This window comes from Dyella sp. (assembly GCF_051962475.1).
In the GTDB taxonomy this organism is placed as follows: Bacteria; Pseudomonadota; Gammaproteobacteria; order Xanthomonadales; family Rhodanobacteraceae; genus Dyella_A.
This window is the reverse complement of the sequence record NZ_JBQCCF010000031.1, coordinates 32,804-53,586: the sequence shown is the minus strand read 5'-3', so window position 1 is coordinate 53,586 and position 20,783 is coordinate 32,804. Positions and strand designations below refer to the sequence as shown.

Here is a 20,783-nt window from a genome sequence, read left to right as displayed (position 1 = left end):
GTGATCGAAGATGCGTCGCGCGGGATCGATTTGAACGGCTCCCTGGCCGCGGCGTGGAAGGAGATGGAGAAAGCCGGAGTGAAGCGCATGCAATCGAGCGAGATCGAGATGGCGTGAACAAAAGCGGGCCGGCGGCCCGCTTTTTTTGTGTGCATCGGCGCGAGTGGATCAGGCCGCGCCTTCTTCCTCGGCCACTGCCTTCATCGACAGGCGGATGCGGCCCTGCTTGTCGACCTCGAGCACCTTGACCTTGACGATGTCGCCTTCCTTGAGCTTGTCGCTGACCTTCTCCACGCGCTCGTTGGAGATCTGCGACACGTGCACCAGGCCGTCCTTGCCCGGCAGGATGGTCACGAACGCGCCGAAATCCATCAGCTTGGCGACCTTGCCCTCGTAGATGCGGCCCGGCTCGACGTCGGAGACGATCTGCTCGATGCGCTTCTTCGCCTCGTCGGCCGCCAGGCGGTTGACCGAGGCGATGATGACGGTGCCGTCGTCGCTGATGTCGATGGTGGTGCCGGTCTCCTCGGTGATCGAGCGGATGGTCGCGCCACCCTTGCCGATCACTTCGCGGATCTTGTCCGGATGGATCTTGATGGTGAGCAGGCGCGGCGCGTACTCGCTCATTTCCGAGCGGGCGGTGCTGATCACCTTGGCCATCTCGCCGAGGATGTGCAGGCGACCACGCTTGGCCTGCTCCAGCGCCACCTTCATGATCTCTTCGGTGATGCCGTCGATCTTGATGTCCATCTGCAACGCGGAGATACCGTCGGCGCTACCGGCCACCTTGAAGTCCATGTCGCCGAGGTGATCCTCGTCGCCCAGGATGTCCGACAGCACGACGAAGTCGCTGCCTTCCTTCACCAGACCCATGGCGATGCCGGCCACCGGTGCCTTCAGCGGCACGCCCGCGTCCATCATGGCCAGCGAGGAACCGCACACGGAAGCCATCGACGAGGAACCGTTGGACTCGGTGATTTCCGAGACCACGCGCACCACGTACGGGAACTCCTCGATGCTCGGCTTGACCGCCTGCACGCCGCGCTTGGCAAGGCGGCCGTGGCCGATCTCGCGACGCTTCGGTGCTCCAAAGCGACCGGCTTCACCCACCGAGAACGGCGGGAAGTTGTAGTGGAACAGGAACGGATCCTTCGACTCGCCTTCCGGCGCGTCGATGATCTGCGCGTCGCGGGTGGTGCCCAGCGTGGCCACGACCAGCGCCTGCGTCTCGCCGCGGGTGAACAGCGCCGAGCCGTGCGTGCGGGGCAACACGCCTACGCGCACCGAGATCGGACGCACGTCGTCGAGGTTGCGGCCGTCGATGCGCACCTTGGTCTTCAGCACGCTGTCGCGCATGGTGCGGTATTCGAGCTCGGCAAACTCCTTGCCCAACTCGGCGGAGGTCCAGCCGTGCTGCTCGGCCTGCGCCTTGAGCGACTCCATCACGTCGGCCTTGATCGCCGAGATGGCGTCGCGACGCTGCAGCTTGTCGCGCACCTGGAAAGCCTGCTCCAGCTTGTCGCCCACGGCGCCCTTGAGGGCGGCGACCAGCGACTCGTTGCGGGCCGGCGCCTGCCAGTTCCACGAGGGCTTGGCGGCTTCGGCGGCCAGCTCGGCGATGGCGTTGATCGCCACCTGCATCTGCTGGTGGCCGAACATCACCGCGCCGAGCATCACGTCTTCGGACAGCAGCTTGGCCTCGGACTCCACCATCAGCACGGCGCCGGAGGTACCGGCCACGACGAGGTCGAGGTCGGAGGTCTTCAGCTCGGTGTGCGTCGGGTTCAGCACGTACTTGCCGTTGGCGTAACCCACGCGGGCGGCGCCGATCGGACCCTGGAACGGGATGCCGGCCAGCGACAGAGCGGCCGAGGCACCGAGCATGGCCGGGATGTCACCATCGATCTCGGGATTGAGCGAGACGACCTGGGCGATCACCTGCACTTCGTTCTTGAAGTCTTCCGGGAACAGCGGACGCACCGGACGATCGATCAGGCGCGAGGTCAGCGTTTCCTTCTCGGTCGGACGACCTTCACGCTTGAAGAAGCCGCCGGGAATGCGACCGGCCGAGTAGAACTTTTCCACGTAGTCGACGGTGAGCGGGAAGAAATCCTGCCCCTCGCGCGGCTTGGCCGCGGCCACTGCAGTGACCAGCACCACCGTGCCGCCCATGCTGACCATGACTGCACCGGATGCCTGCCGGGCGATTTCGCCCGTCTCCAGTGTGACTTCGTGATTACCGTACTGGAATGACTTGGTTACTTTCGCCACGTGATATGTGTCCTTGTCGGATTAGCGGCGCAGGCCGAGGCGCTCGATCAGGCTCTGATAACGGGCCAGGTCGCGATCCTTCAGGTAGGCGAGCAGGCTCTTGCGGCGGTTGACCAGCTGCAGCAGACCACGACGCGAGTGGTGATCCTGCTTGTGGGTCTTGAAGTGGCCGGTGAGGTGGTCGATGCGGGCGGAAAGCAGGGCAACCTGCACTTCCGGCGAACCGGTGTCGTTCGGCACGCGGCCGAAATCAGCAATGATCTTGCCGGTCTGTTCTGCGGTGAGGGACATGAGTATCTCTTCCTTAAAAGCGAATGCGAAGCTTGCGCAACGTCACCGCGCGATGACGTTGCGCAAGCTTCGACTGGTTGAATGAAACGGGTAAATCAAGCTCCTTATTGTAGCGACGGGAGCCGCGCCACAACAAGACCGTCATCCCGGCGTCACCTGGATGCCCGCGGCGGGCTCACGCGCCTGGTCCGGCGGCGGCAGGTTGAAACCCCGCACCACGCGCAACTGGGCCTGTGCATCGCGCTCCCCCAAGGCCAGCAGGGCGCCATCGGCGGCAAACACCGCACATGGTCCGACGGGCGTCTGCGCGGATTCGACCGCCACGCGCCGCCCCTGCGCCACGGCCTGGCTCTGGGTCGGATCCAGATGCACGGCAGGCAGATGGGCCAGGCCCTCGGCGACCGGGCGCATCAACGTCAGCAATGCTTGATCCCCTTCCGCCGCAGCCGCCTCGACCTGGGCCAAGGTGACCATGGCCGGATCGCGGAACGGCTCCACCCACAGGCGCCGCAGCGACACCAGGTGCGCGCCGCAACCCAGGGCTTCGCCCAGATCCACCGCCAGGCTGCGGATGTAGGTGCCCGAACCGCACTCGACTTCCAGCTGCAACTCGTCGCCCACCCGCCCGATGAGCTCGAGCCGGTGAATCTCCACTTCGCGGGCGGGCACCTCGACCGCCTCGCCGCGACGGGCTTTCAGATACAGCGGCTCGCCGCCCTGCTTGATCGCCGAATAGGCCGGCGGCACCTGCCGGATGCGCCCACGCAGCGGGGCCAGCGCGGCCTCGATGCGTGCCGCGTCCAGCGCCGGCACGGCCCGCCGAGTCACTACCTCGCCTTCCCGGTCGCCGGTGGTCGTGGTGACACCCAGCTGGCAGGTGGCCGCGTAGGCTTTGCGTGAGCCCAGCAGGTGGCCGGCCAGCTTCGTCGCCTCGCCGAAGCACAGTGGCAGCAACCCCGTGGCCAACGGATCGAGCGCGCCGGTATGTCCGCCCTTGGCGGCCCGGAACAGCCGGCGCACCGCCTGCAGGGCTTGGTTGGAGCTAAGGCCCAGCGGCTTGTCGAGCAGGACCAGCCCGTGCAGGTTCCGGAAAACGATACGCCCCATCAGTCCTCAGCGGGCTCGTCTTGATCGGTCGGGTCGATGGCGGCTGCGGGCGGTGGATCCTGGCGCAGCAGGGTCTCGATGCGCTCACCCTTGTCCACCGAATCGTCGTACTTGAAACGCAGCTCGGGCACCCGGCGCAGCCGCATGCCGCGGGCGAGCGAACGGCGGAATTCGCCGGTGAGATCCTTCAGCGCCTTCAGCGCCGTCGGCGCCTGATCGGCCTGCAGCGCGGTGATCCACACCGTCGCCCAGTCCATGTCGCGGGTGATTTCCACATCGGACACGCTCACCGACGGCAGCGCGTGATCGCGCACCGCGGCGTGCACCAGCAATCCGAGCTCGCGGCGCAGCTCGGCGCCAACACGGTCGGTACGTTTGAAATCGCGTGAGGGCATGAGGCCTCCTTGGAATCGCCTTGCCGGCGAAGGACGCGCGCATGACGGCCACGTCGAAGCAAACCAGAAACAAGAAGCCCGGACAGAGACTGCCCGGGCTCCGGAGCGGGCGACGGAGGGTCGCCCGAAGGCGAACCGCACCGGCGCGCCGTTACAGCGTGCGGGCCACCTCGATGCGCTCGAAGCACTCGATCTGGTCACCGACCTTGACGTCGTTGTACTGCTTCACGGCGATACCGCACTCCATGCCGTTGCGCACTTCGTCGACCAGATCCTTGAAGCGCCGCAGCGACTCCAGCTCGCCCTCGAACACCACCGTGTTGTCGCGCAGCACGCGGATCGGCTTGGAGCGCTTGACCGAGCCCTCGGTGACCATGCAGCCGGCCACCGCGCCGAACTTGGAGCTGCGGAACACCTCGCGCACCTGCGCCAGACCGATGATCTCCTCGCGCACTTCCATGCCCAGCAGACCGGACGCGGCCTGCTTCACCTGGTCGATCACGTCGTAGATGATCGAGAAGTAGCGCACGTCCAGGCCGGAGGTGTCGATCACCTTGCGCGCCGAGGCGTCGGCACGCACGTTGAAGCCGATGATCAGCGCCTTGGAGGCCGCAGCCAGCGTGGCGTCGGACTCGGTGATGCCGCCGACGCCGGCCGAAATCACGTTGACCTTCACATTCTCGTTGCCGATCTGGCTCAGCGACTCGCGCAACGCCTGCACCGAGCCCTGCACGTCGGCCTTGACCAGGATGTTGAGCGTTTGCACGTCGCCCTGGCCCATCTGCGCCATGATGTCCTCGAGGCGGTTGGCCTTGGAGACCATGCGGGTGTCGCGGCGCTTCTGCGCACGCTCCGCGGCCACCTCACGCGCCAGGCGCTCGTCGGCCACCACCACGAAATCGTCACCCGACTCCGGCACACCGGACAGACCCAGCACCTGCACCGGAATCGACGGGCCGGCTTCCTGCACGGTCTTGCCGGTCTCGTCGACCAGCGCGCGCATGCGGCCGAATTCCACGCCGCAGACCACGAAGTCGCCGCGCTTGAGCGTGCCTTGCTGCACCAGCACCGTCGCCACCGGACCGCGACCGCGATCCAGGCTGGACTCGATCACCACGCCGGAAGCCGCGCCGTCCTTCACGGCCTTCAGCTCCATCACCTCGGCCTGCACCGAGATCGCATCGAGCAGGTCGTCGATGCCCATGCCGGTCTTGGCCGACACCGGCACGAACGGCGTGTCGCCACCCCACTCTTCCGGGATCACTTCCAGATTGCCCAGGCCCTGCTTGACGTGGTCCGGGTTGGCGTCGGACTTGTCCATCTTGTTGACCGCCACGATCAGCGGCACCTTGGCGGCGCGCGCATGCTCCACGGCTTCCTTGGTCTGCGGCATGACGCCGTCGTCCGCCGCCACCACCAGCACCACGATGTCGGTCGACTGCGCGCCGCGGGCGCGCATCGACGTGAACGCGGCATGGCCCGGGGTATCGAGGAAGGTGATCACGCCCTTGGGCGTTTCCACGTGGTACGCACCGATGTGCTGGGTAATGCCACCGGCCTCGCCCGACGCGACCTTGGTGCGGCGGATGTAATCCAGCAGCGAGGTCTTGCCGTGGTCGACGTGGCCCATGATGGTGACCACCGGCGGACGCGTGCTCTTCTCGCCTTCCAGTTCGGCATTCTGGGTGTGCGCCGCCAGCGCCGCCTCGGCGTCGTTCTGGCTCTCGGCCACCGGGGTGTGGCCCAGTTCCTCGACCACCAGCACCGCGGTGTCGTGGTCGATGGTCTGGTTGATCGTGGCCATCACGCCCATCTTGAAGAGCGCCTTGACCACCTCCGAACCCTTGACCGCCATCTTCTGCGCCAGGTCGGCGACGACGTTGGCGTCGCCGACCACCACCTCGCGCACCACCGCGGCGGTGGGACGGGTGAAGCCGTGCGGGCCGCCGGACGAGGCGGCGGAAGCGCCGCCACGCACCGCGTCACGACCACCGCGCCCGGGCTTGCCACGCTTGCTGGAGCGACGGGCACGATCGGCATCGGACAGATGCAGCTCGCCGCCCGCGAAACGCTTGCCACCCGGCGCATCGTCGCGATCACGACCATGCTTGGCCTTGGCGTTGCGGCTGCCCGCATCGCCGCTGGCCGGCGCCGCGGCAGGAGCCGGGGCCGGCGCGGGCGCCGGAGCGGCGGCCACCACGACCTTCTTCTCGCGGCGACGTGGCTCATGGATGCGCGGCACGATCATGCCGAATGCGCTGTGATCGGTGCTGCCGCCGATGGACGGAGCGACCTGCGCCGGCTCCTGGGCCGGCGCGGGCTCATCCGTGCCCTGGCTGACCGGCGCCTCGGCGGCAGCCGGCGCTTCAACCTCGGCGGCCTGCGCGGCGGCAGCCTCGGCCGCACGCTTCGCCTCGTCGGCGGCATGCTGTTCCTCGGCGGCGCGCTGGCGCGCCTCTTCCTCGCGACGACGTTCCGCCTCGAGGCGCTCGCGCTCCTCGTGCTCGCGCTGCTGCTGCGACTCGGCGAGCTTGCGCACGGCCTCCTCGCGCTCGCTGTCGACACCGGCCTCTTCGGCGATGACGCTGCGCTTCACATAGGTTCGCTTGGCGCGCACCTCGACGTTCACCGTCTTGGCACTGGACGGCGCACCGCGCCCGCCGGGCGTAGCGACCTTGAGCTCGCTGACCTTGCGGCGCTTGAGCGTGATCTGGCGCGGCGCGGAGTCATCGACTTCCGGCGCAGCCTCGTTCTTGCCGTGGGTGCGACGCAGAAAGCCCAGCAGCTTCACCTTTTCGGTGCTGCTGATGACCTGCTCCGGGTCGGAGAATTTCATGCCTGCCTCGCCAAGCTGTCCGAGCAGCTTGTCCACCGGCATGCCAAGTACCTTGGCGAGTTGTTTGATCGTGACATCCGACATCGTGTTCTTTCTCCGCCGTTCCCGCGCCTATCGTCCGTGCGGCCTCGCCTGCACGTCCACCTCCATCCCTGGTGGAGAGCTTGAAGCTCTCCCCGGCGCGCCCTTCCGAAGGCGCGTCCGCTCGCGGTTAGCCGCCTTTCTCCAGTCGCGCGATCATCGGCGCACGTGCAGCCATGATCAGCGCGGCAGCGCGCTCTTCATCCATGCCTTCGATATCGATCAGGTCGTCGACCGCGAGGTCGGCCAGATCGTCCACCGTGCTGATTTCGCGGGCCGCCAGCGCATACGCGGTGGCCTCGTCCATGCCTTCGATCGCCAGCAGCTCCTCGGAGGGCTGGTGCTCGTCGATACCCTCTTCCACCGCCAGCGCCTCGGTAAGCAGCGCATCGCGGGCACGGGCGCGCAGTTCCTCGACGATGTCCTCGTCGAAGCCCTCCACCGCCAGCAGCTCGGCGCTGGGCACGTAGGCGATTTCCTCGACGCTGGAGAAGCCTTCCTGCACGAGGATGTTGGCGATTTCCTCGTCCACCTCGAGCTTGTCCATGAACAGCGCCAGCGCCGCCTTCTGCTCGGCCTCGCTCTTGGCGGTGACCTGGTCCTGCGTCATCACGTTGAGCTGCCAGCCGGTGAGCTTGCTGGCCAAGCGCACGTTCTGGCCACCGCGGCCGATCGCCTGGGACAGCTTGTCCTCGGCCACCGCGATGTCCATCGAGTGCTTTTCCTCGTCCATGATGATCGACTGCACTTCGGCCGGCGCCATCGCGTTGATGACGAACTGCGCCTGGTTCTCGTGCCACAGGATGATGTCCACGCGCTCGCCGTTGAGCTCGTTGGACACCGCCTGCACGCGCGAGCCGCGCATGCCGATGCACGCGCCGATCGGATCGGTGCGGGTGTCGTGGGCGAGCACGGCGATCTTGGCGCGATCGCCCGGATCGCGGGCGCAGCCCTTGATCTCGACCAGGCCCTGGCCGACTTCCGGCACCTCAAGCTTGAACAGCTCGATCATGAACTCCGGCGCGGCACGCGATACGAACAACTGCGGCCCACGCACCTCGGACTTCACCTCGTACAGGTAACCGCGCACGCGGTCGCCTACGCGGTGCGACTCGCGCGGAATCGTCTTGTCGCGCGGGATGAAGGCCTCGGCGTTACTGCCCAGGTCCAGATAGATGTTGCCGCGCTCGACGCGCTTGACGATGCCCACCACCAGCTCGCCCACGCGGTCGCGGAACGCATCGACCACCTGCTGGCGCTCGGCTTCGCGCACGCGCTGCACGATCACTTGCTTGGCCGCCTGCGCCGCGATGCGGCCGAACTCGGCGTTCTCGATCTGCTGCTCGACGAACTCGCCGACCTGCGCATCTTCACGCTCGTCCAGGGCATCCATCAGGCGCACCTGGAAATACGGCGACTCCATCTCGCCATCGTCGGCGATGATTTCCCAGCGACGGAAGGTCTCGTACTCGCCGGAGTGGCGATCGATCTCCACGCGGATATCCGGATCCTCGTCCGGGTAGCGCTTCTTGGCGGCCGAAGCCAGCGCGGCCTCCATGGCCTCGAAAATGACCTCGCGCGGCACGCCCTTCTCATTGGCAACCGCGTCGACCACCAGCAACAGTTCTTTGCTCATTGCAACCACTCCGTAGGTCGCCGGAAACCGGCGCCGCTCGCTAGGGATATGTCTCAGTTGGCCTTGGGGGCCGGCTTCTTGCCACCCTTCTTGGGCTGCGGCACGTAACCGAGCGCCACCCAGTCCGGCACCACACGTGCGCTGTCCACGTCCGCATGGTCGAATTCGAATGTCTTGCCTTCCGCTTCCAGCACGATCCGCTCGCCCTGCACCTGCGCCAGCTTGCCGCGCAGACGGCGACGCCCTTCGATCGGCGCCTTGAGCAGGATCTTCACCTCCTGCCCGAGCACGCGCCCGAACTGCTCGGCGGTGAACAACGGACGGTCGATGCCCGGAGACGACACTTCCAGCACGTAATGGCCAGGAACCGGATCTTCCACGTCGAGCAGCGCCGACAGCTCGCGGCTGGCCGCCTCGCAATCGTCGATACCCACTTCGCGCCCGCCCGACCGGTCAAGCACGTCGAGATAAACGCGAAGGGTACTCTGCCCCTGCGACGGGGAGAACTCCACGCCCAGGCATTCCAGCTGCAGATCGGCCAGAACTTCGCTGAAACGTTGTGCCAGTGCCAGGGTATCCATATCGGTACCGATCGTTTTTCCAGTCGCCAGAAACAAAAAAAGGGCTCGAAGCGGCCCATTCCCTTACCACGCCGATGTGCCGGCTCATCCAGCCTTTCCGGGCCTGCGGCCGGGGCATATTTGCCCCTGGGCCGTTCGGCGACGCTTCCTTGCGCCCAACAAAAAAGCCTCACAAGGAGGCTTTCTTGTTCTAAGAAAGATCTGGTAGCGGGGGCAGGATTCGAACCTGCGACCTTCGGGTTATGAGCCCGACGAGCTGCCAGACTGCTCCACCCCGCATCAGAGTCCGAAGACTATAGCGACATGGCCGGTTTCTTGCAAGCCTTGCCGCGATCTTTTTGCTTCCGATCGGCTCTCAACCGGCAAACGCGCTGCGGCACCAGGCGATCAGCGGGCCCCAGTAAAGGCCCAGGGCGAGCAGGCCCAGTGCGTTGAGCGACAGCACCATGCGCACCGAGCCGTCCGACTGCAGGCGCAGCTCGGAGCCCTCGGCTGGCTTGTCGAAGTACATCACCTTGACCACGCGCAGGTAGTAGTACAGACCGACGATGGCGAATACCGCGCCGACGATCGCCAGCCACATCATGCCGGCGTGGATCGCCGCCTGCAGCACCAGCAGCTTGGCGAAGAAGCCGAACATCGGCGGCACGCCGGCCAAAGAGACCATCACCAGCAGCATCAGGAAGGCCAGCCAGGGCGAGCGCTGGTTGAGACCGCGCAGATCGTCAATTTCCTCGCACTCGAACCCGGCCCGGGCCAGCGCCAGGATCACGCCGAACGACGCGGTACTCATCAGCGCATAGCTGATGGCATAGAACATGGCCGCCGAATAACCCTCCGGGCCGGCCGCCGCAAGACCCAGCAACAGGTAACCCATGTGCGAGATGGTCGAATAGGCCAGCATGCGCTTGAGGTTGGTCTGCACGATCGCGACCAGGTTGCCGATCGCCAGCGACAGCACGGCGAGGACGGCCAGCATCAGCTGCCACTGGTGCGCCACATCCGCCATGCCGCCGGCCAGCAAGCGGTAGGCCATGCCGAAGGCGGCGAGCTTCGAGGCCGAAGCGATGAAGGTGGTAATCGGCGTCGGCGCGCCCTGGTAGACGTCCGGAATCCACATGTGGAACGGCGCCACGCCCAGCTTGAAGCTGATACCGACCACCATGAACACCAGTCCGAACAGCAGCAAGGTGGGCGCCTTGGTGTAGCCCATCACGTGCTGCAGTTGGGCCAGGTCCAGCGTGGCGTGGCCGCCCATGCCCGAGGCGCCGTACACCATCGACATGCCGTAAAGCAGCATGCCGGAGGCCAGCGCACCGAGCACGAAGTACTTCATCGCCGCCTCGGACGGCAGCGGCGCATCGCGATTGAGCGCCACCAGCGCATAGGACGACAGCGACAGCAGCTCCAGGCCCAGATAGACAGTCACCAGGCTGCCGGCCGACACCAGCAGCATCACGCCGATCACGGCGAAGATCATCAGCGTGTAGAACTCGCCAATGAACAGCTTGCGGTCGCGCAGGTAGGGCCGCGAGTACACGAACACCAGGATCGTGGTGAGCAACGCGAACACCTTGAGGATGGTCGCCACGCCATCGCGCAGGAACATGCCGTGGAAGGCGCTCAGCGGCACCGGCGGCGCCGCGCCGATCACCATGTACATGGCCACGGCGAGCACGGCGATCGCCAGCCAGTGCAGGACCGGGCGCTGTTCGGGCTTCATGAACGCGTCGAGCAGCAACAGCAGGCACGCGGCCGCTACCAGGTAGAACTCCGGGAGCAGGATCAGGATGTCATTCATTGTGGGCATGGTCGGTCCCGATCAGATCTTGTGAACGGCCAGCTGCTGGACCAGCTGCGCCACCGAGCTGTCCATCAGGTGGATCAGCGGCTGCGGCCAGATGCCCAGCGCCAGCACCGCGGCGGCGAAGGCGACCAGCACGAAGGTCTCGCGCCCGGTGATCTCCTTCATTTCCGCCACGTGCGGATTGGTGATGTCGCCCCACAGCACGCGCTTGACCATCCACAGCGTGTAGGCCGCGCCGATGATCAGGGTGAAGGCGGCGAACAGCGCGATCCACGGGTTGGCCGAGAAGCTGGCCAGCACCACCATGAACTCGCCGACGAAACCGCTGGTGCCCGGCAAACCGGAGTTGGCCATGGCGAACAGCACGTAGAAGAAGCCGAACCACGGCATCACGTTGATGACGCCGCCGTAGTCCTTGATCTGGCGGGTGTGCAGGCGGTCGTACAGCACGCCAATGCACGAGAACATCGCGCCGGAGACGAAGCCGTGCGAGATCATCTGCACCATCGCACCCTGCATGCCGAGCTTGGCCGCATCCAGGTTGCTGGCGTCGCGCACCAGCATGAAGGCGATGAAGATGCCCAGCGTCACGAAGCCCATGTGGGCCACCGACGAGTAGGCCACCAGCTTCTTCATGTCGTCCTGCACCAGGGCGACGTAACCGATGTAGACCACTGCGATCAGGCTCAGCACGATCACCAGCGGGGCGAAGTGTGCGGCGGCATCCGGCGTGATCGGCAGCGAGAAGCGCAGGAAGCCGTATCCGCCGATCTTCAGCATCACCGCCGCCAGCACCACCGAGCCGCCGGTCGGCGCTTCCACGTGGGCGTCGGGCAACCAGGTGTGCACCGGCACCATCGGCACCTTCACCGCGAACGCCAGCAGGAAAGCGAAGAACAGCCAGCTCTGCTCCTTCATGGTCAGCGGCAGTGCCGCCAGCGTGTGCAGGTCGAACGTACCGGCCTTGAGGTACAGGTAGATCAGGCCGACCAGCATGAAGATCGAGCCGAGGAAGGTGTAGATGAAGAACTTGATCGTGGCGTAGACGCGCCGCGGACCACCCCAGACACCGATGAGGATGAACATCGGGATCAGCATGGCCTCGAAGAACACGTAGAACAGCAGTGCGTCGGTGGCGCAGAACACGCCGATCATCAGGCCCTCGAGCACCAGCATGGCGGCCATGTACTGGTGCGGCTTGTCCTGGATCACCTCCCAAGCGCCCACGATCACCAGGATGCTGACGAAGGTGGTGAGCAGGATCAGCGCCACCGAGATGCCGTCCACGGCCAGGCCGTAGTGCACGCCGAGCGAGGCGATCCACAGGTGATCTTCACCCAGCTGCATCGCCGCATCGGCGGCGTTGTACTGGGGCAGCAGGAACAGGCTGACCACGAAGGTGAGCACGGCGACCAGCAGGGCGAGCCAGCGGGCCAGGCCGGGACGACCCGAGCCGGCCAGCAGCACCGGCACGGCACCGACAACAGGGAGCCAGATCAGCAGGCTGAGCAGGTGATTGAACATGGAGCTGGATTCCCTTTAGTGCCCGCCCAGCCAGAACCCGCCAAGCAGCAGGATGAGGCCGAGAATCATCGCGAAGGCGTAGTGGTAGAGGTAGCCGGACTGCAGGCGGCGGGCCCCGCCGGCGATCTTCTGCACCAAGCTGGCCGAGCCGTTCACCAGCGCGCCGTCGATCACCGCCGCGTCGCCGGCCTTCCAGAACAGGCGGCCGAGCTTCACGCCGCCGCGGGCGAAGATCGCGAAGTACACGTCGTCCACCCAGTACTTGCGGTCCAGCACGGTCCACAGCGGCTTGAGCGCGCCCTTGATCCGGCCGGCCAGCGCCGGGTTGAACAGGTAGATGTAGGTCTGGATGGCAAACGCGGCCAGCACCAGGAAGAACGGCCACTGGGTGAACCCGTGCAGGGCCATCGTCGCTGCGCCGTGGAACTCGCCGGCCAGCTCGCCCAGCACGTTGTTGGCCTCTTCCACATGGATCGCCTGGCCGAACCAGCCGCCGAACAGCATCGGGCCGATGGTGAAGAAGCCCACCAGCAGCGACGGGATCGCCAGCAACACCAGCGGTAGGGTCACCACCCAGGGCGACTCGTGCGGCGCGTGTTCCAGTTCGCCCGGCTTGTGCTCGTGGTGCGGATCGTCCGAGTGCACGTGGTGCGGATCGGCGTCGTGGTGCGCGGCATGGCCATGCCCGACCACCACGAAGCGCTCCTTGCCGTGGAAGGTGAGATACATCTGGCGGAACGTGTACAGCGCGGTGACGAAGGCACCGGCCATCACGCAGAAGTACGCGTAGCCCGCGCCCCAACGATGCGATTCGCCCACCGCCTCGATGATCGCGTCCTTCGAGTAGAAACCGGCGAAGAACGGCACGCCGCACAGCGCCAGCGAGCCGATCCACATGGTGATCCAGGTAATCGGCATGTATTTGCGCAGGCCGCCCATGTAGCGCATGTCCTGCTCGTGGTGCATGGCGATGATCACCGAGCCAGCGCCGAGGAACAGCAGCGCCTTGAAGAAGGCGTGGGTCATCAAGTGGAACACCGCACCCGAGTAGGCCGACACGCCCAGCGCCACGGTCATGTAGCCCAGCTGCGACAGTGTGGAGTACGCCACTACGCGCTTGATGTCGTTCTGCACGATGCCGATCAAGCCAGTGAACAGGGCGCCGGTGGCACCGATCACCATCACGAAGCTCAGCGCCGAGCTGGACAGCTCATACAGCGGCGACATGCGCGCCACCATGAAGATGCCGGCGGTCACCATCGTCGCCGCATGGATCAGCGCGGAGATCGGGGTCGGACCTTCCATCGAGTCGGGCAGCCACACGTGCAGCGGCACCTGGGCCGACTTGCCCATCGCACCGATGAACAACAGCACGCAGATCACCGTCGCGGCATCCCACGCATGGTTCTGGGTGATCTGCAGCGTCTTGCCCACCAGGCTCGGCGCGTTGGCGAACACCGTGGCGTAATCCATGGTGCCCAGGAAATACAGCACCGCGGCAATGCCCAGCAGGAAGCCGAAGTCGCCCACGCGGTTGACCAGGAACGCCTTGAGGTTGGCGAAGATCGCCGTCGGGCGCTTGTACCAGAAGCCGATCAGCAGGTACGACACCAGGCCCACTGCCTCCCAGCCGAAGAACAACTGCATGAAGTTGTTGCTCATCACGAGCATCAACATCGAAAAGGTGAACAGCGAGATGTAGCTGAAGAAGCGTTGGTAACCGGGATCCTCGGCCATGTAGCCGATCGTGTAGACGTGTACGAGCAGCGACACGAAGGTCACTACCACCATCATCATCGCGGTCAGACGGTCGACCAGGAAACCGACGCTGGCGCTGAACTTGCCGATCTCGAACCAGGTGTACAGGTTGTGGTTGTAGACCGGCGCGCCGCCCGCAGTGATCTGGTACAGCACGTAGAACGACAGGCCGCAGGCCACCAGCAGACCGAGGATCGTCACGCTGTGCGCGCCGGCCCGGCCGATGAACTTGCCGAAGAACCCCGCGAGCAGGCAGCCGACCAGCGGTGCCAGTGCGATGGTGAGCAGAATCGAAGTCGAAAGTTCCATCCGCTCAGCCCTTCATGCTGTCGATTTCGGCGACGTTGATCGTGCTGCGGTTGCGGAACAGCAGCACCAGGATCGCCAGGCCGATCGCGGATTCCGCCGCGGCCACGGTGAGAATGAAGAACACGAACACCTGACCGGAGACGTCGCCCAGGAAGCGCGAGAACGCCACGAAATTCATGTTCACCGCCAGCAGCATCAACTCGATCGCCATCAGCAGCACGATGACGTTCTTGCGGTTGATGAACAGGCCGGCCACGGAGATGCAGAACAGCACCGCGCCGAGCACGATGTAGTGCGAGAGCGTGAGCATCACTTGGTCTCCTCGGCGGACGGCTGGTCGTAGGACGTATCGGCGGCCATCTTGACGATGCGCACGCGATCGCTCGCCTTCACCGCCACCTGCTGGCTGGCGCTCTGGTAGCGCGCGCCGCCGCGATGACGCAGCGTCAGCGCCACCGCCGCCACGACGCCCACGGTCAGGATCAGCGCCGCGATCTCGAACGGCAGCAGGTAATCGGTATACAGGGCATGGCCCAGCCAAGCCGTGTTGGACAGGCCGGCGGCGGTGGCGGGATTCTCGCCCAGCACCGTGGCGTGCATCGCGCGCACGCCGATCAGGGCCAGCATCTCGCCGAGCATTACCAGCGCCACGATCAGGCCCACTGGCAGGAACTTGACGAAGCCCTCGCGCATCTTCTCCTGGTCGATGTCGAGCATCATCACCACGAACAGGAACAGCACCATCACCGCGCCGACGTAGACCACGATCAGCGCGATGGCCAGGAATTCGGCCTCGGCCAGCAGCCAGATACAGGCGGAACTGAAAAAGGTGAGCACCAGCGCGAGCACGGCATGCACCGAGTTGCGCAGGGTGATCACCGCCAGCGCCGAGGCGACCGTGACGGTCGCGAAGGCGTAGAAGCAGATGAGCTGGAACAACTGTGGATTGATCATGAGTGTCCCCTGCCCTCAGCGGTAAGCCGCGTCTTGCGCGCGGGCGGCGGCGATGTCGGCCTCGAAGCGATCACCGATGGCCAGCAGCTGCGGCTTGGTCACCACGTTCTCGCCACGCTGCTCGAAGTGGTACTCGTGAATCGAGGTCTCCACGATCGAATCGACCGGACAGCTCTCTTCACAGAAGCCGCAGAAGATGCACTTGAACAGGTCGATGTCGTAGCGCGTGGTGCGGCGCTGGCCGTCGCTGGCGCGCGGTGCCGAATCGATGGTGATCGCCAGAGCCGGGCACACCGCCTCGCACAGCTTGCACGCGATGCAGCGCTCCTCACCGTTCGGATAGCGGCGCAGCGCGTGCAGGCCGCGGAAGCGGTTCGACTTGGGGATGTGCTCCATCGGGTAGCGCATCGTGTACTTGGGCTTGAACATGTAGCGCATGGTCAGGCCCATGCCCTTGAGCAGCTCGATGAGCAGCAGGCTCTTGAAATAATGGGTAATGCGGGACATGGCTTTCTTCAGACCCCCGTGCCGATGGTGACCCAGCCGAAATATTTCATGCAGCCGGCAACGAGGACCCACACGATGGTGATGGGAATGAACACCTTCCAGCCCAGCCGCATGATCTGGTCATAGCGGTAGCGCGGAAAGCTGGCGCGGAACCATAGGAACATGAAGGCAAAGAGGAAGGCCTTGATGAACAACCAGATGAAGCCGCCGTTCCAGATCCAATTGACCCAGGGCGACACGTCGGCGGTGATCACGCCCTGCAGCGGACTCAGCCAGCCGCCCATGAACAGAACCGAGGCGAGGAAACTCACCAGGATCATGTTGGCGTACTCGGCCAGGAAGAAGATCGCGAACGCCGAGCCGGAATACTCCACGTGGAAACCAGCCACGATCTCCGACTCGCCCTCGGCCACGTCGAACGGCGCGCGGTTGGTCTCGGCCACGCCGGAGATGAAGTAGATGACGAACACCGGCAGCAGCGGCCACATAAACCACTCGCCGATGCCCTTCGGGCCGGATTGCGCGTGCACGATGTCGGTCAGATTGAGCGAGCCGGCCAACACCAGCACGCAGACCAGGCACAGGCCCATCGCCAGTTCGTAGGAGATCACCTGCGCCGCCGAGCGCATGGCGCCGAGCAGCGCGTAGCGCGAGTTGGACGCCCAGCCGGCCAGGATGATGCCGTACACGCCCAGGGAGGTCATCGCCAGCAGGTACAGCAGGCCCGCGTTGACGTTGGCCAGCACCATCTTCTCGCCGAACGGGATCACCGACCACGCCGCCAACGCCGGCACCAGCGCCAGCATCGGCGCCAGGTAGTAAAGGAACTTGTTGGCGTTGGTCGGAAGGATCACTTCCTTGATCAGCAGCTTGACCACGTCGGCAAAGGCCTGCAGCAGGCCCAGCGGACCGATCTTGTTCGGCCCCATGCGCACGTGCATCCAGCCGATGACCTTGCGCTCCCAGTACACGAACATGGCCACCGCCAGGATCAGCGGCACCGCGATGCACAGGATGTAGATGACCGGCCAGATGAGCTGGTTGAGGATCTGATCGCCCATGGGCTTAAGCCTTGCTCAGGGTGAGGGATGCGCCGTAGGCCGGCAACGTCGCGGTGAGATCGTGCGCGGCCTCGATCCACACGGCGCCATCCGGCACCGTGCCATCGACCACCACCGGCAGCACGGCGTTGCCGACACGCGCCGAGGCGCCGTTGGCCACGCCCTGGCGGGCAGCCTCATCCGCATTCAGGCGCACCGCCGGCGCGCGGTTGAGCGGATGAGCGTTCAACGCCGTCGCACGGCGCAGTACGGCGTCGGTGCGGTAGATCGGCCAGTCGGCGAGGCGGCTCAGGCCAGCGGCCGGGGCGCGCGGGGCCAGACCGCCAGTCGCAGCGCCAGCGGCCCGCTCGGTCATGCCGGCACGCAGCCCGGCAAGGTCGTCGAACTCGAAACCGGCGAACTGCAGCAGCCCACCCAGGGCACGCAGCACCTTCCAACCGGAGCGGACCTGGCCCGGCGCCTTGGCGCCCGCCAGCTGCTGCTGGGCCATGCCATCGACATTGACCAGGGTGCCTTCCGATTCGGGCAGCAGCGCGATCGGCAGGATCACGTCGGCGACGTCGCGCAATGCCGGGCTGGCATAGGCTGCGAACGCCACCACGGTGTCGGCCGCCAGCAGCGCCTTGAGCGCCGCCTCGCCATCGGCGAAATCATGCGGCGGCTCGACGCCGTACAGCACATAGCCCTTGCGCGGCTTGGCCAGCATCGCCTGCGCATCGAGCCCGCCGTTGCCCGGCAGCACACCCGCGCGCACCAGACCCAACGCGTTGGCGCCCACCGGCAATTCGTTGAGTGCAGCCCCGGTTGCCTCGGCCAGGAAGCGGGCGATCGCGCGCAACCACGAAGCCTGCGGATGCGTCACCGCCAGTTCGCCCAGCACGATCACTGCGCTGCCGCCCTTGAGCGCGGCGAGCGCGTCGGCATCGCCCTGGTCCGAAGAGGCACCACCGATCGCCTCGGCAAGCGCCGCCGGCGCGTTGGAACCGGCCGCCACGGCGGCGTTCGCCAACGACAGCAGCGCATCGACCAAAGCGTGCGGCGCAACCACCGCTTCGCCGGCCAGCTTGTAGTTGAAGTCGAACGCGGCAGGGTTGACCGTATAGACCTTGGCGCCCTTCTTCACCGCCTGATGCAGGCGGTGGTTGAGCAGCGGCATCTCGTGGCGCAGGTTGGAACCGACCAGCAGCGCCGCACGCACCTTGGAAACCTCGGCCACCGGCATGCCGAACGTTGCGGCTGCGGCACCATCGGCGAAGTCGAGCTGGCGCAGGCGGTGGTCGACGTGGGCGCTGCCCAGGCCGCGCGCCAGGCGCACCAGCAGGTCACCTTCTTCGCTGGTACTGGCCGGGTGGACCAGCACGCCGAGCTCGCTGCCCGGCAACTGCTTCAGCGCCTCGGCGGCGAACGCCAGCGCGTCTTCCCAGGTGGTCGCCTGCCACTGGCCGTTGCGCTTCACTTCCGGCGCGCCGATGCGGTCGGCGGCATACAGGCCCTGGTGGCTGTAGCGGTCGCGGTCCGACAGCCAGCATTCGTTGATCGATTCGTTGTCGCGCGGCACCGTGCGCAGCACTTCGCCGCGGCGCGTGTGCAGCCACAGGTTGGAACCGAGCGCGTCGTGGTAGCCGATCGACGGCTTGGCGATCAGCTCCCACGGGCGCGCCTTGAACTGGAACGGCTTGTTGGTCAGCGCGCCGACCGGGCAGACATCGATGATGTTGCCCGACAGCTCGGTCTCCACCGTCTTGCCGATGTAGGTGCCGATCTGCAGGTTCTCGCCACGGTTCATGCCGCCGAGCTCGTAGGTACCGGCGATCTCGCTGGTGAAGCGCACGCAGCGGGTGCACTGGATGCAGCGGGTCATCTCGGTGGCCACCAGCGGCCCGATGTTCTCGTCGGCCACGGTGCGCTTGCGCTCGGTATAGCGCGACACGCTGCGGCCGTAGCCCAGGGCCACGTCCTGCAGTTCGCACTCGCCGCCCTGGTCGCAGATCGGGCAATCCAGCGGGTGGTTGATCAGAAGGAATTCCATCACGTCCTTCTGGAACTTCAGCGCCTTGTCCGAGCGCGTCATCACCTTCATGCCCTCGGCCACCGGGGTGGCACACGCCGGCTGCGGCTTGGGCATCAGCTTGCCGCCCATCTCCACGTCGACCAGGCACATGCGGCAGTTGGCGGCGATCGGGAGCTTGCGGTGGTAGCAGAAGCGCGGGATCGACACACCGATGGCGTCGGCCGCCTCGATGATCATTGCGCCCTTGCGGATCTGGGTGGGCTTGCCGTCGACCTCGATGTTCAGCAGGTCGAGAGCGGGGGGCACTGGCTGCGCGCTCATCAGGCGGCGACTCCCTGGTTTGCTGCGGCAAGCTGGTCGTCCGTCATGGAGCGGCCGTTGCGCACGAAATATTCGAACTCGTCCCAGAAGTGGTGCAGGAAGCCCTGCACCGGCCAGGCGGCCGCTTCGCCGAAGGCGCAGATGGTATGACCTTCGATCTGGCCGGCCACGGCCTTCAGGCGATGCAGGTCGTCCTCGGTGCCCTTGCCTTCCACGATGCGGCTGAGCACGCGGTACATCCAGCCGGTGCCCTCACGGCACGGCGTGCACTGGCCGCACGACTCTGCGTAGTAGAAGCGCGAGATACGATGGCAGGCCTTGACCATGCAGGTGGTCTCGTCCATCACGATCACCGCACCGGAGCCCAGGCCCGAGCCGGCCTTCTGCAGGCTGTCGTAGTCCATGGTGCACTCGGTGATCATCGCCGCCGGGAGCACCTTCATCGAGGAGCCACCCGGGATCACCGCCTTGAGCTTGTTGCCGTTGCGCACGCCGCCGGCCATCGCCAGCAGGTCGTTGAACGAGGTACCCAGACGGATCTCGAAATTGCCCGGGTTGTTGACGTGGCCGGAGACCGAGAACACTTTCGGCCCACCGTTGTTCGGCTTACCGAGATTCAAGAACCAGTCCGCGCCGTTGCGCAGGATCGCCGGCACCGAGGCGTAGCTCTCGGTGTTGTTGATGGTGGTGGGCTTGCCGTACAGGCCGAAGTTGGCCGGAAACGGCGGCTTGAAGCGCGGCTGGCCCTTCTTACCTTCCAGCGACTCCATCAGCGCGGTCTCTTCGCCGCAGATGTAGGCACCGGCGCCGAGCGCGGCGTAGATGTCCACGTCGATGCCGGTGCCGCCGATGTTCTTGCCCAGCAGACCGGCCGCGTACGCTTCGGCCAGCGCTTCCTCGAAGTGCTCGAACGGCTCGTGGTGGAACTCGCCACGCAGGTAGTTGTAGGCCACCGTGGAGCCGGTCGCGTAGCAGGCGATCGCCATGCCCTCGATCACCGCATGCGGGTTGAAGCGCAGGATGTCGCGATCCTTGGCGGTGCCCGGCTCGGACTCGTCCGAGTTGCAGAGGATGTACTTCTGCATGTCACCCTTGGGCATGAAGGACCACTTCAGGCCGGTCGGGAAGCCCGCGCCGCCGCGGCCGCGCAGGTTGGATTTCTTCACTTCCTCGACGATCGAGGCCGGGTCCGGCTTCTCGGCGAGGATCTTCTTCCACGCCTTGTAGCCGTCCATCTGGACGTAGCTGTCCATCGACCACGGCTTATCGAAATGCAGCGTGGTGTAGACAACCTGGTGTTCCTGCGGAGCGGGTCCGACTGCCATTACCGATG

General features: G+C 65.8%; 16 protein-coding genes and 1 tRNA gene. All 17 read right to left on the bottom strand.

The window, feature by feature from the left end; translation table 11 throughout:
- Window positions 1-168: 168 nt before the first annotated feature.
- Complete coding sequence (gene pnp / locus ACTHJF_RS06615; RefSeq protein ID WP_440266415.1) at window positions 169-2,271, bottom strand: polyribonucleotide nucleotidyltransferase; 2,103 nt, start codon at window positions 2,269-2,271, stop codon at window positions 169-171.
- 21 nt (window positions 2,272-2,292) lie between these two features.
- A complete protein-coding gene (gene rpsO / locus ACTHJF_RS06610) occupies window positions 2,293-2,562 on the bottom strand; it encodes a 30S ribosomal protein S15 (protein WP_404633265.1) in 270 nt (89 codons plus the stop codon).
- 141 nt (window positions 2,563-2,703) lie between these two features.
- Entirely contained in the window at window positions 2,704-3,669 is a 966-nt protein-coding gene (gene truB, locus ACTHJF_RS06605; RefSeq protein ID WP_440266414.1) for a tRNA pseudouridine(55) synthase TruB, read from the bottom strand.
- Window positions 3,669-4,064 (bottom strand): 30S ribosome-binding factor RbfA, encoded by a 396-nt coding sequence (gene rbfA, locus ACTHJF_RS06600; protein WP_440266413.1) that lies wholly within the window; start codon window positions 4,062-4,064, stop codon window positions 3,669-3,671. Before rbfA ends, truB begins: the two co-directional genes overlap by 1 nt.
- A gap of 151 nt (window positions 4,065-4,215) precedes the next feature.
- Window positions 4,216-6,984 carry a translation initiation factor IF-2 gene (infB, locus tag ACTHJF_RS06595; RefSeq protein WP_440266412.1) on the bottom strand — a complete coding sequence of 923 codons (2,769 nt, stop codon included), beginning with the start codon at window positions 6,982-6,984 and terminating at the stop codon, window positions 4,216-4,218.
- A 127-nt stretch (window positions 6,985-7,111) separates the two neighbouring features.
- Window positions 7,112-8,617 carry a transcription termination factor NusA gene (gene nusA, locus ACTHJF_RS06590; RefSeq protein WP_431636604.1) on the bottom strand — a complete coding sequence of 502 codons (1,506 nt, stop codon included), beginning with the start codon at window positions 8,615-8,617 and terminating at the stop codon, window positions 7,112-7,114.
- A gap of 53 nt (window positions 8,618-8,670) precedes the next feature.
- A complete protein-coding gene (gene rimP, locus ACTHJF_RS06585; RefSeq protein ID WP_440266411.1) occupies window positions 8,671-9,198 on the bottom strand; it encodes a ribosome maturation factor RimP in 528 nt (175 codons plus the stop codon).
- A 202-nt stretch (window positions 9,199-9,400) separates the two neighbouring features.
- A tRNA-Met gene (locus tag ACTHJF_RS06580) sits at window positions 9,401-9,477 on the bottom strand.
- A 76-nt stretch (window positions 9,478-9,553) separates the two neighbouring features.
- Window positions 9,554-11,008, bottom strand: coding sequence for an NADH-quinone oxidoreductase subunit NuoN (gene nuoN, locus ACTHJF_RS06575; protein WP_440266410.1), 1,455 nt, complete (start codon window positions 11,006-11,008; stop codon window positions 9,554-9,556).
- A gap of 12 nt (window positions 11,009-11,020) precedes the next feature.
- Complete coding sequence (locus ACTHJF_RS06570) at window positions 11,021-12,529, bottom strand: NADH-quinone oxidoreductase subunit M (RefSeq protein ID WP_440266409.1); 1,509 nt, start codon at window positions 12,527-12,529, stop codon at window positions 11,021-11,023.
- A 15-nt stretch (window positions 12,530-12,544) separates the two neighbouring features.
- Window positions 12,545-14,596 (bottom strand): NADH-quinone oxidoreductase subunit L, encoded by a 2,052-nt coding sequence (gene nuoL, locus ACTHJF_RS06565; protein ID WP_440266408.1) that lies wholly within the window; start codon window positions 14,594-14,596, stop codon window positions 12,545-12,547.
- 4 nt (window positions 14,597-14,600) lie between these two features.
- Window positions 14,601-14,906, bottom strand: coding sequence for an NADH-quinone oxidoreductase subunit NuoK (nuoK, locus tag ACTHJF_RS06560; RefSeq protein WP_017462246.1), 306 nt, complete (start codon window positions 14,904-14,906; stop codon window positions 14,601-14,603).
- Window positions 14,906-15,550 carry an NADH-quinone oxidoreductase subunit J gene (locus ACTHJF_RS06555; RefSeq protein WP_431636599.1) on the bottom strand — a complete coding sequence of 215 codons (645 nt, stop codon included), beginning with the start codon at window positions 15,548-15,550 and terminating at the stop codon, window positions 14,906-14,908. Before ACTHJF_RS06555 ends, nuoK begins: the two co-directional genes overlap by 1 nt.
- Window positions 15,551-15,565: 15 nt before the next feature.
- Window positions 15,566-16,057, bottom strand: a complete 492-nt coding sequence (gene nuoI / locus ACTHJF_RS06550; RefSeq protein ID WP_440257154.1) for an NADH-quinone oxidoreductase subunit NuoI — start codon at window positions 16,055-16,057, stop codon at window positions 15,566-15,568.
- Between the two features lie 8 nt (window positions 16,058-16,065).
- Window positions 16,066-17,118 carry an NADH-quinone oxidoreductase subunit NuoH gene (nuoH, locus tag ACTHJF_RS06545; protein WP_440266407.1) on the bottom strand — a complete coding sequence of 351 codons (1,053 nt, stop codon included), beginning with the start codon at window positions 17,116-17,118 and terminating at the stop codon, window positions 16,066-16,068.
- A gap of 4 nt (window positions 17,119-17,122) precedes the next feature.
- Window positions 17,123-19,450, bottom strand: coding sequence for an NADH-quinone oxidoreductase subunit NuoG (gene nuoG, locus ACTHJF_RS06540; RefSeq protein ID WP_440266406.1), 2,328 nt, complete (start codon window positions 19,448-19,450; stop codon window positions 17,123-17,125).
- Window positions 19,450-20,775, bottom strand: a complete 1,326-nt coding sequence (gene nuoF / locus ACTHJF_RS06535) for an NADH-quinone oxidoreductase subunit NuoF (protein WP_440266405.1) — start codon at window positions 20,773-20,775, stop codon at window positions 19,450-19,452. Before nuoF ends, nuoG begins: the two co-directional genes overlap by 1 nt.
- Window positions 20,776-20,783: the final 8 nt, after the last annotated feature.

Coding starts and splice junctions, on each gene's coding strand:
- nuoG (WP_440266406.1), bottom strand. CDS start 19,450: ATGAGCGCGCAGCCAGTGCCCCCCGCTCTCGACCTGCTGAACATCGAG.
- truB (WP_440266414.1), bottom strand. CDS start 3,669: ATGGGGCGTATCGTTTTCCGGAACCTGCACGGGCTGGTCCTGCTCGAC.
- infB (WP_440266412.1), bottom strand. CDS start 6,984: ATGTCGGATGTCACGATCAAACAACTCGCCAAGGTACTTGGCATGCCG.
- rimP (WP_440266411.1), bottom strand. CDS start 9,198: ATGGATACCCTGGCACTGGCACAACGTTTCAGCGAAGTTCTGGCCGAT.
- rpsO (WP_404633265.1), bottom strand. CDS start 2,562: ATGTCCCTCACCGCAGAACAGACCGGCAAGATCATTGCTGATTTCGGC.
- nusA (WP_431636604.1), bottom strand. CDS start 8,617: ATGAGCAAAGAACTGTTGCTGGTGGTCGACGCGGTTGCCAATGAGAAG.
- nuoH (WP_440266407.1), bottom strand. CDS start 17,118: ATGGGCGATCAGATCCTCAACCAGCTCATCTGGCCGGTCATCTACATC.
- nuoI (WP_440257154.1), bottom strand. CDS start 16,057: ATGTCCCGCATTACCCATTATTTCAAGAGCCTGCTGCTCATCGAGCTG.
- nuoK (WP_017462246.1), bottom strand. CDS start 14,906: ATGCTCACGCTCTCGCACTACATCGTGCTCGGCGCGGTGCTGTTCTGC.
- nuoF (WP_440266405.1), bottom strand. CDS start 20,775: ATGGCAGTCGGACCCGCTCCGCAGGAACACCAGGTTGTCTACACCACG.
- rbfA (WP_440266413.1), bottom strand. CDS start 4,064: ATGCCCTCACGCGATTTCAAACGTACCGACCGTGTTGGCGCCGAGCTG.
- ACTHJF_RS06555 (WP_431636599.1), bottom strand. CDS start 15,550: ATGATCAATCCACAGTTGTTCCAGCTCATCTGCTTCTACGCCTTCGCG.
- nuoL (WP_440266408.1), bottom strand. CDS start 14,596: ATGGAACTTTCGACTTCGATTCTGCTCACCATCGCACTGGCACCGCTG.
- nuoN (WP_440266410.1), bottom strand. CDS start 11,008: ATGCCCACAATGAATGACATCCTGATCCTGCTCCCGGAGTTCTACCTG.
- ACTHJF_RS06570 (WP_440266409.1), bottom strand. CDS start 12,529: ATGTTCAATCACCTGCTCAGCCTGCTGATCTGGCTCCCTGTTGTCGGT.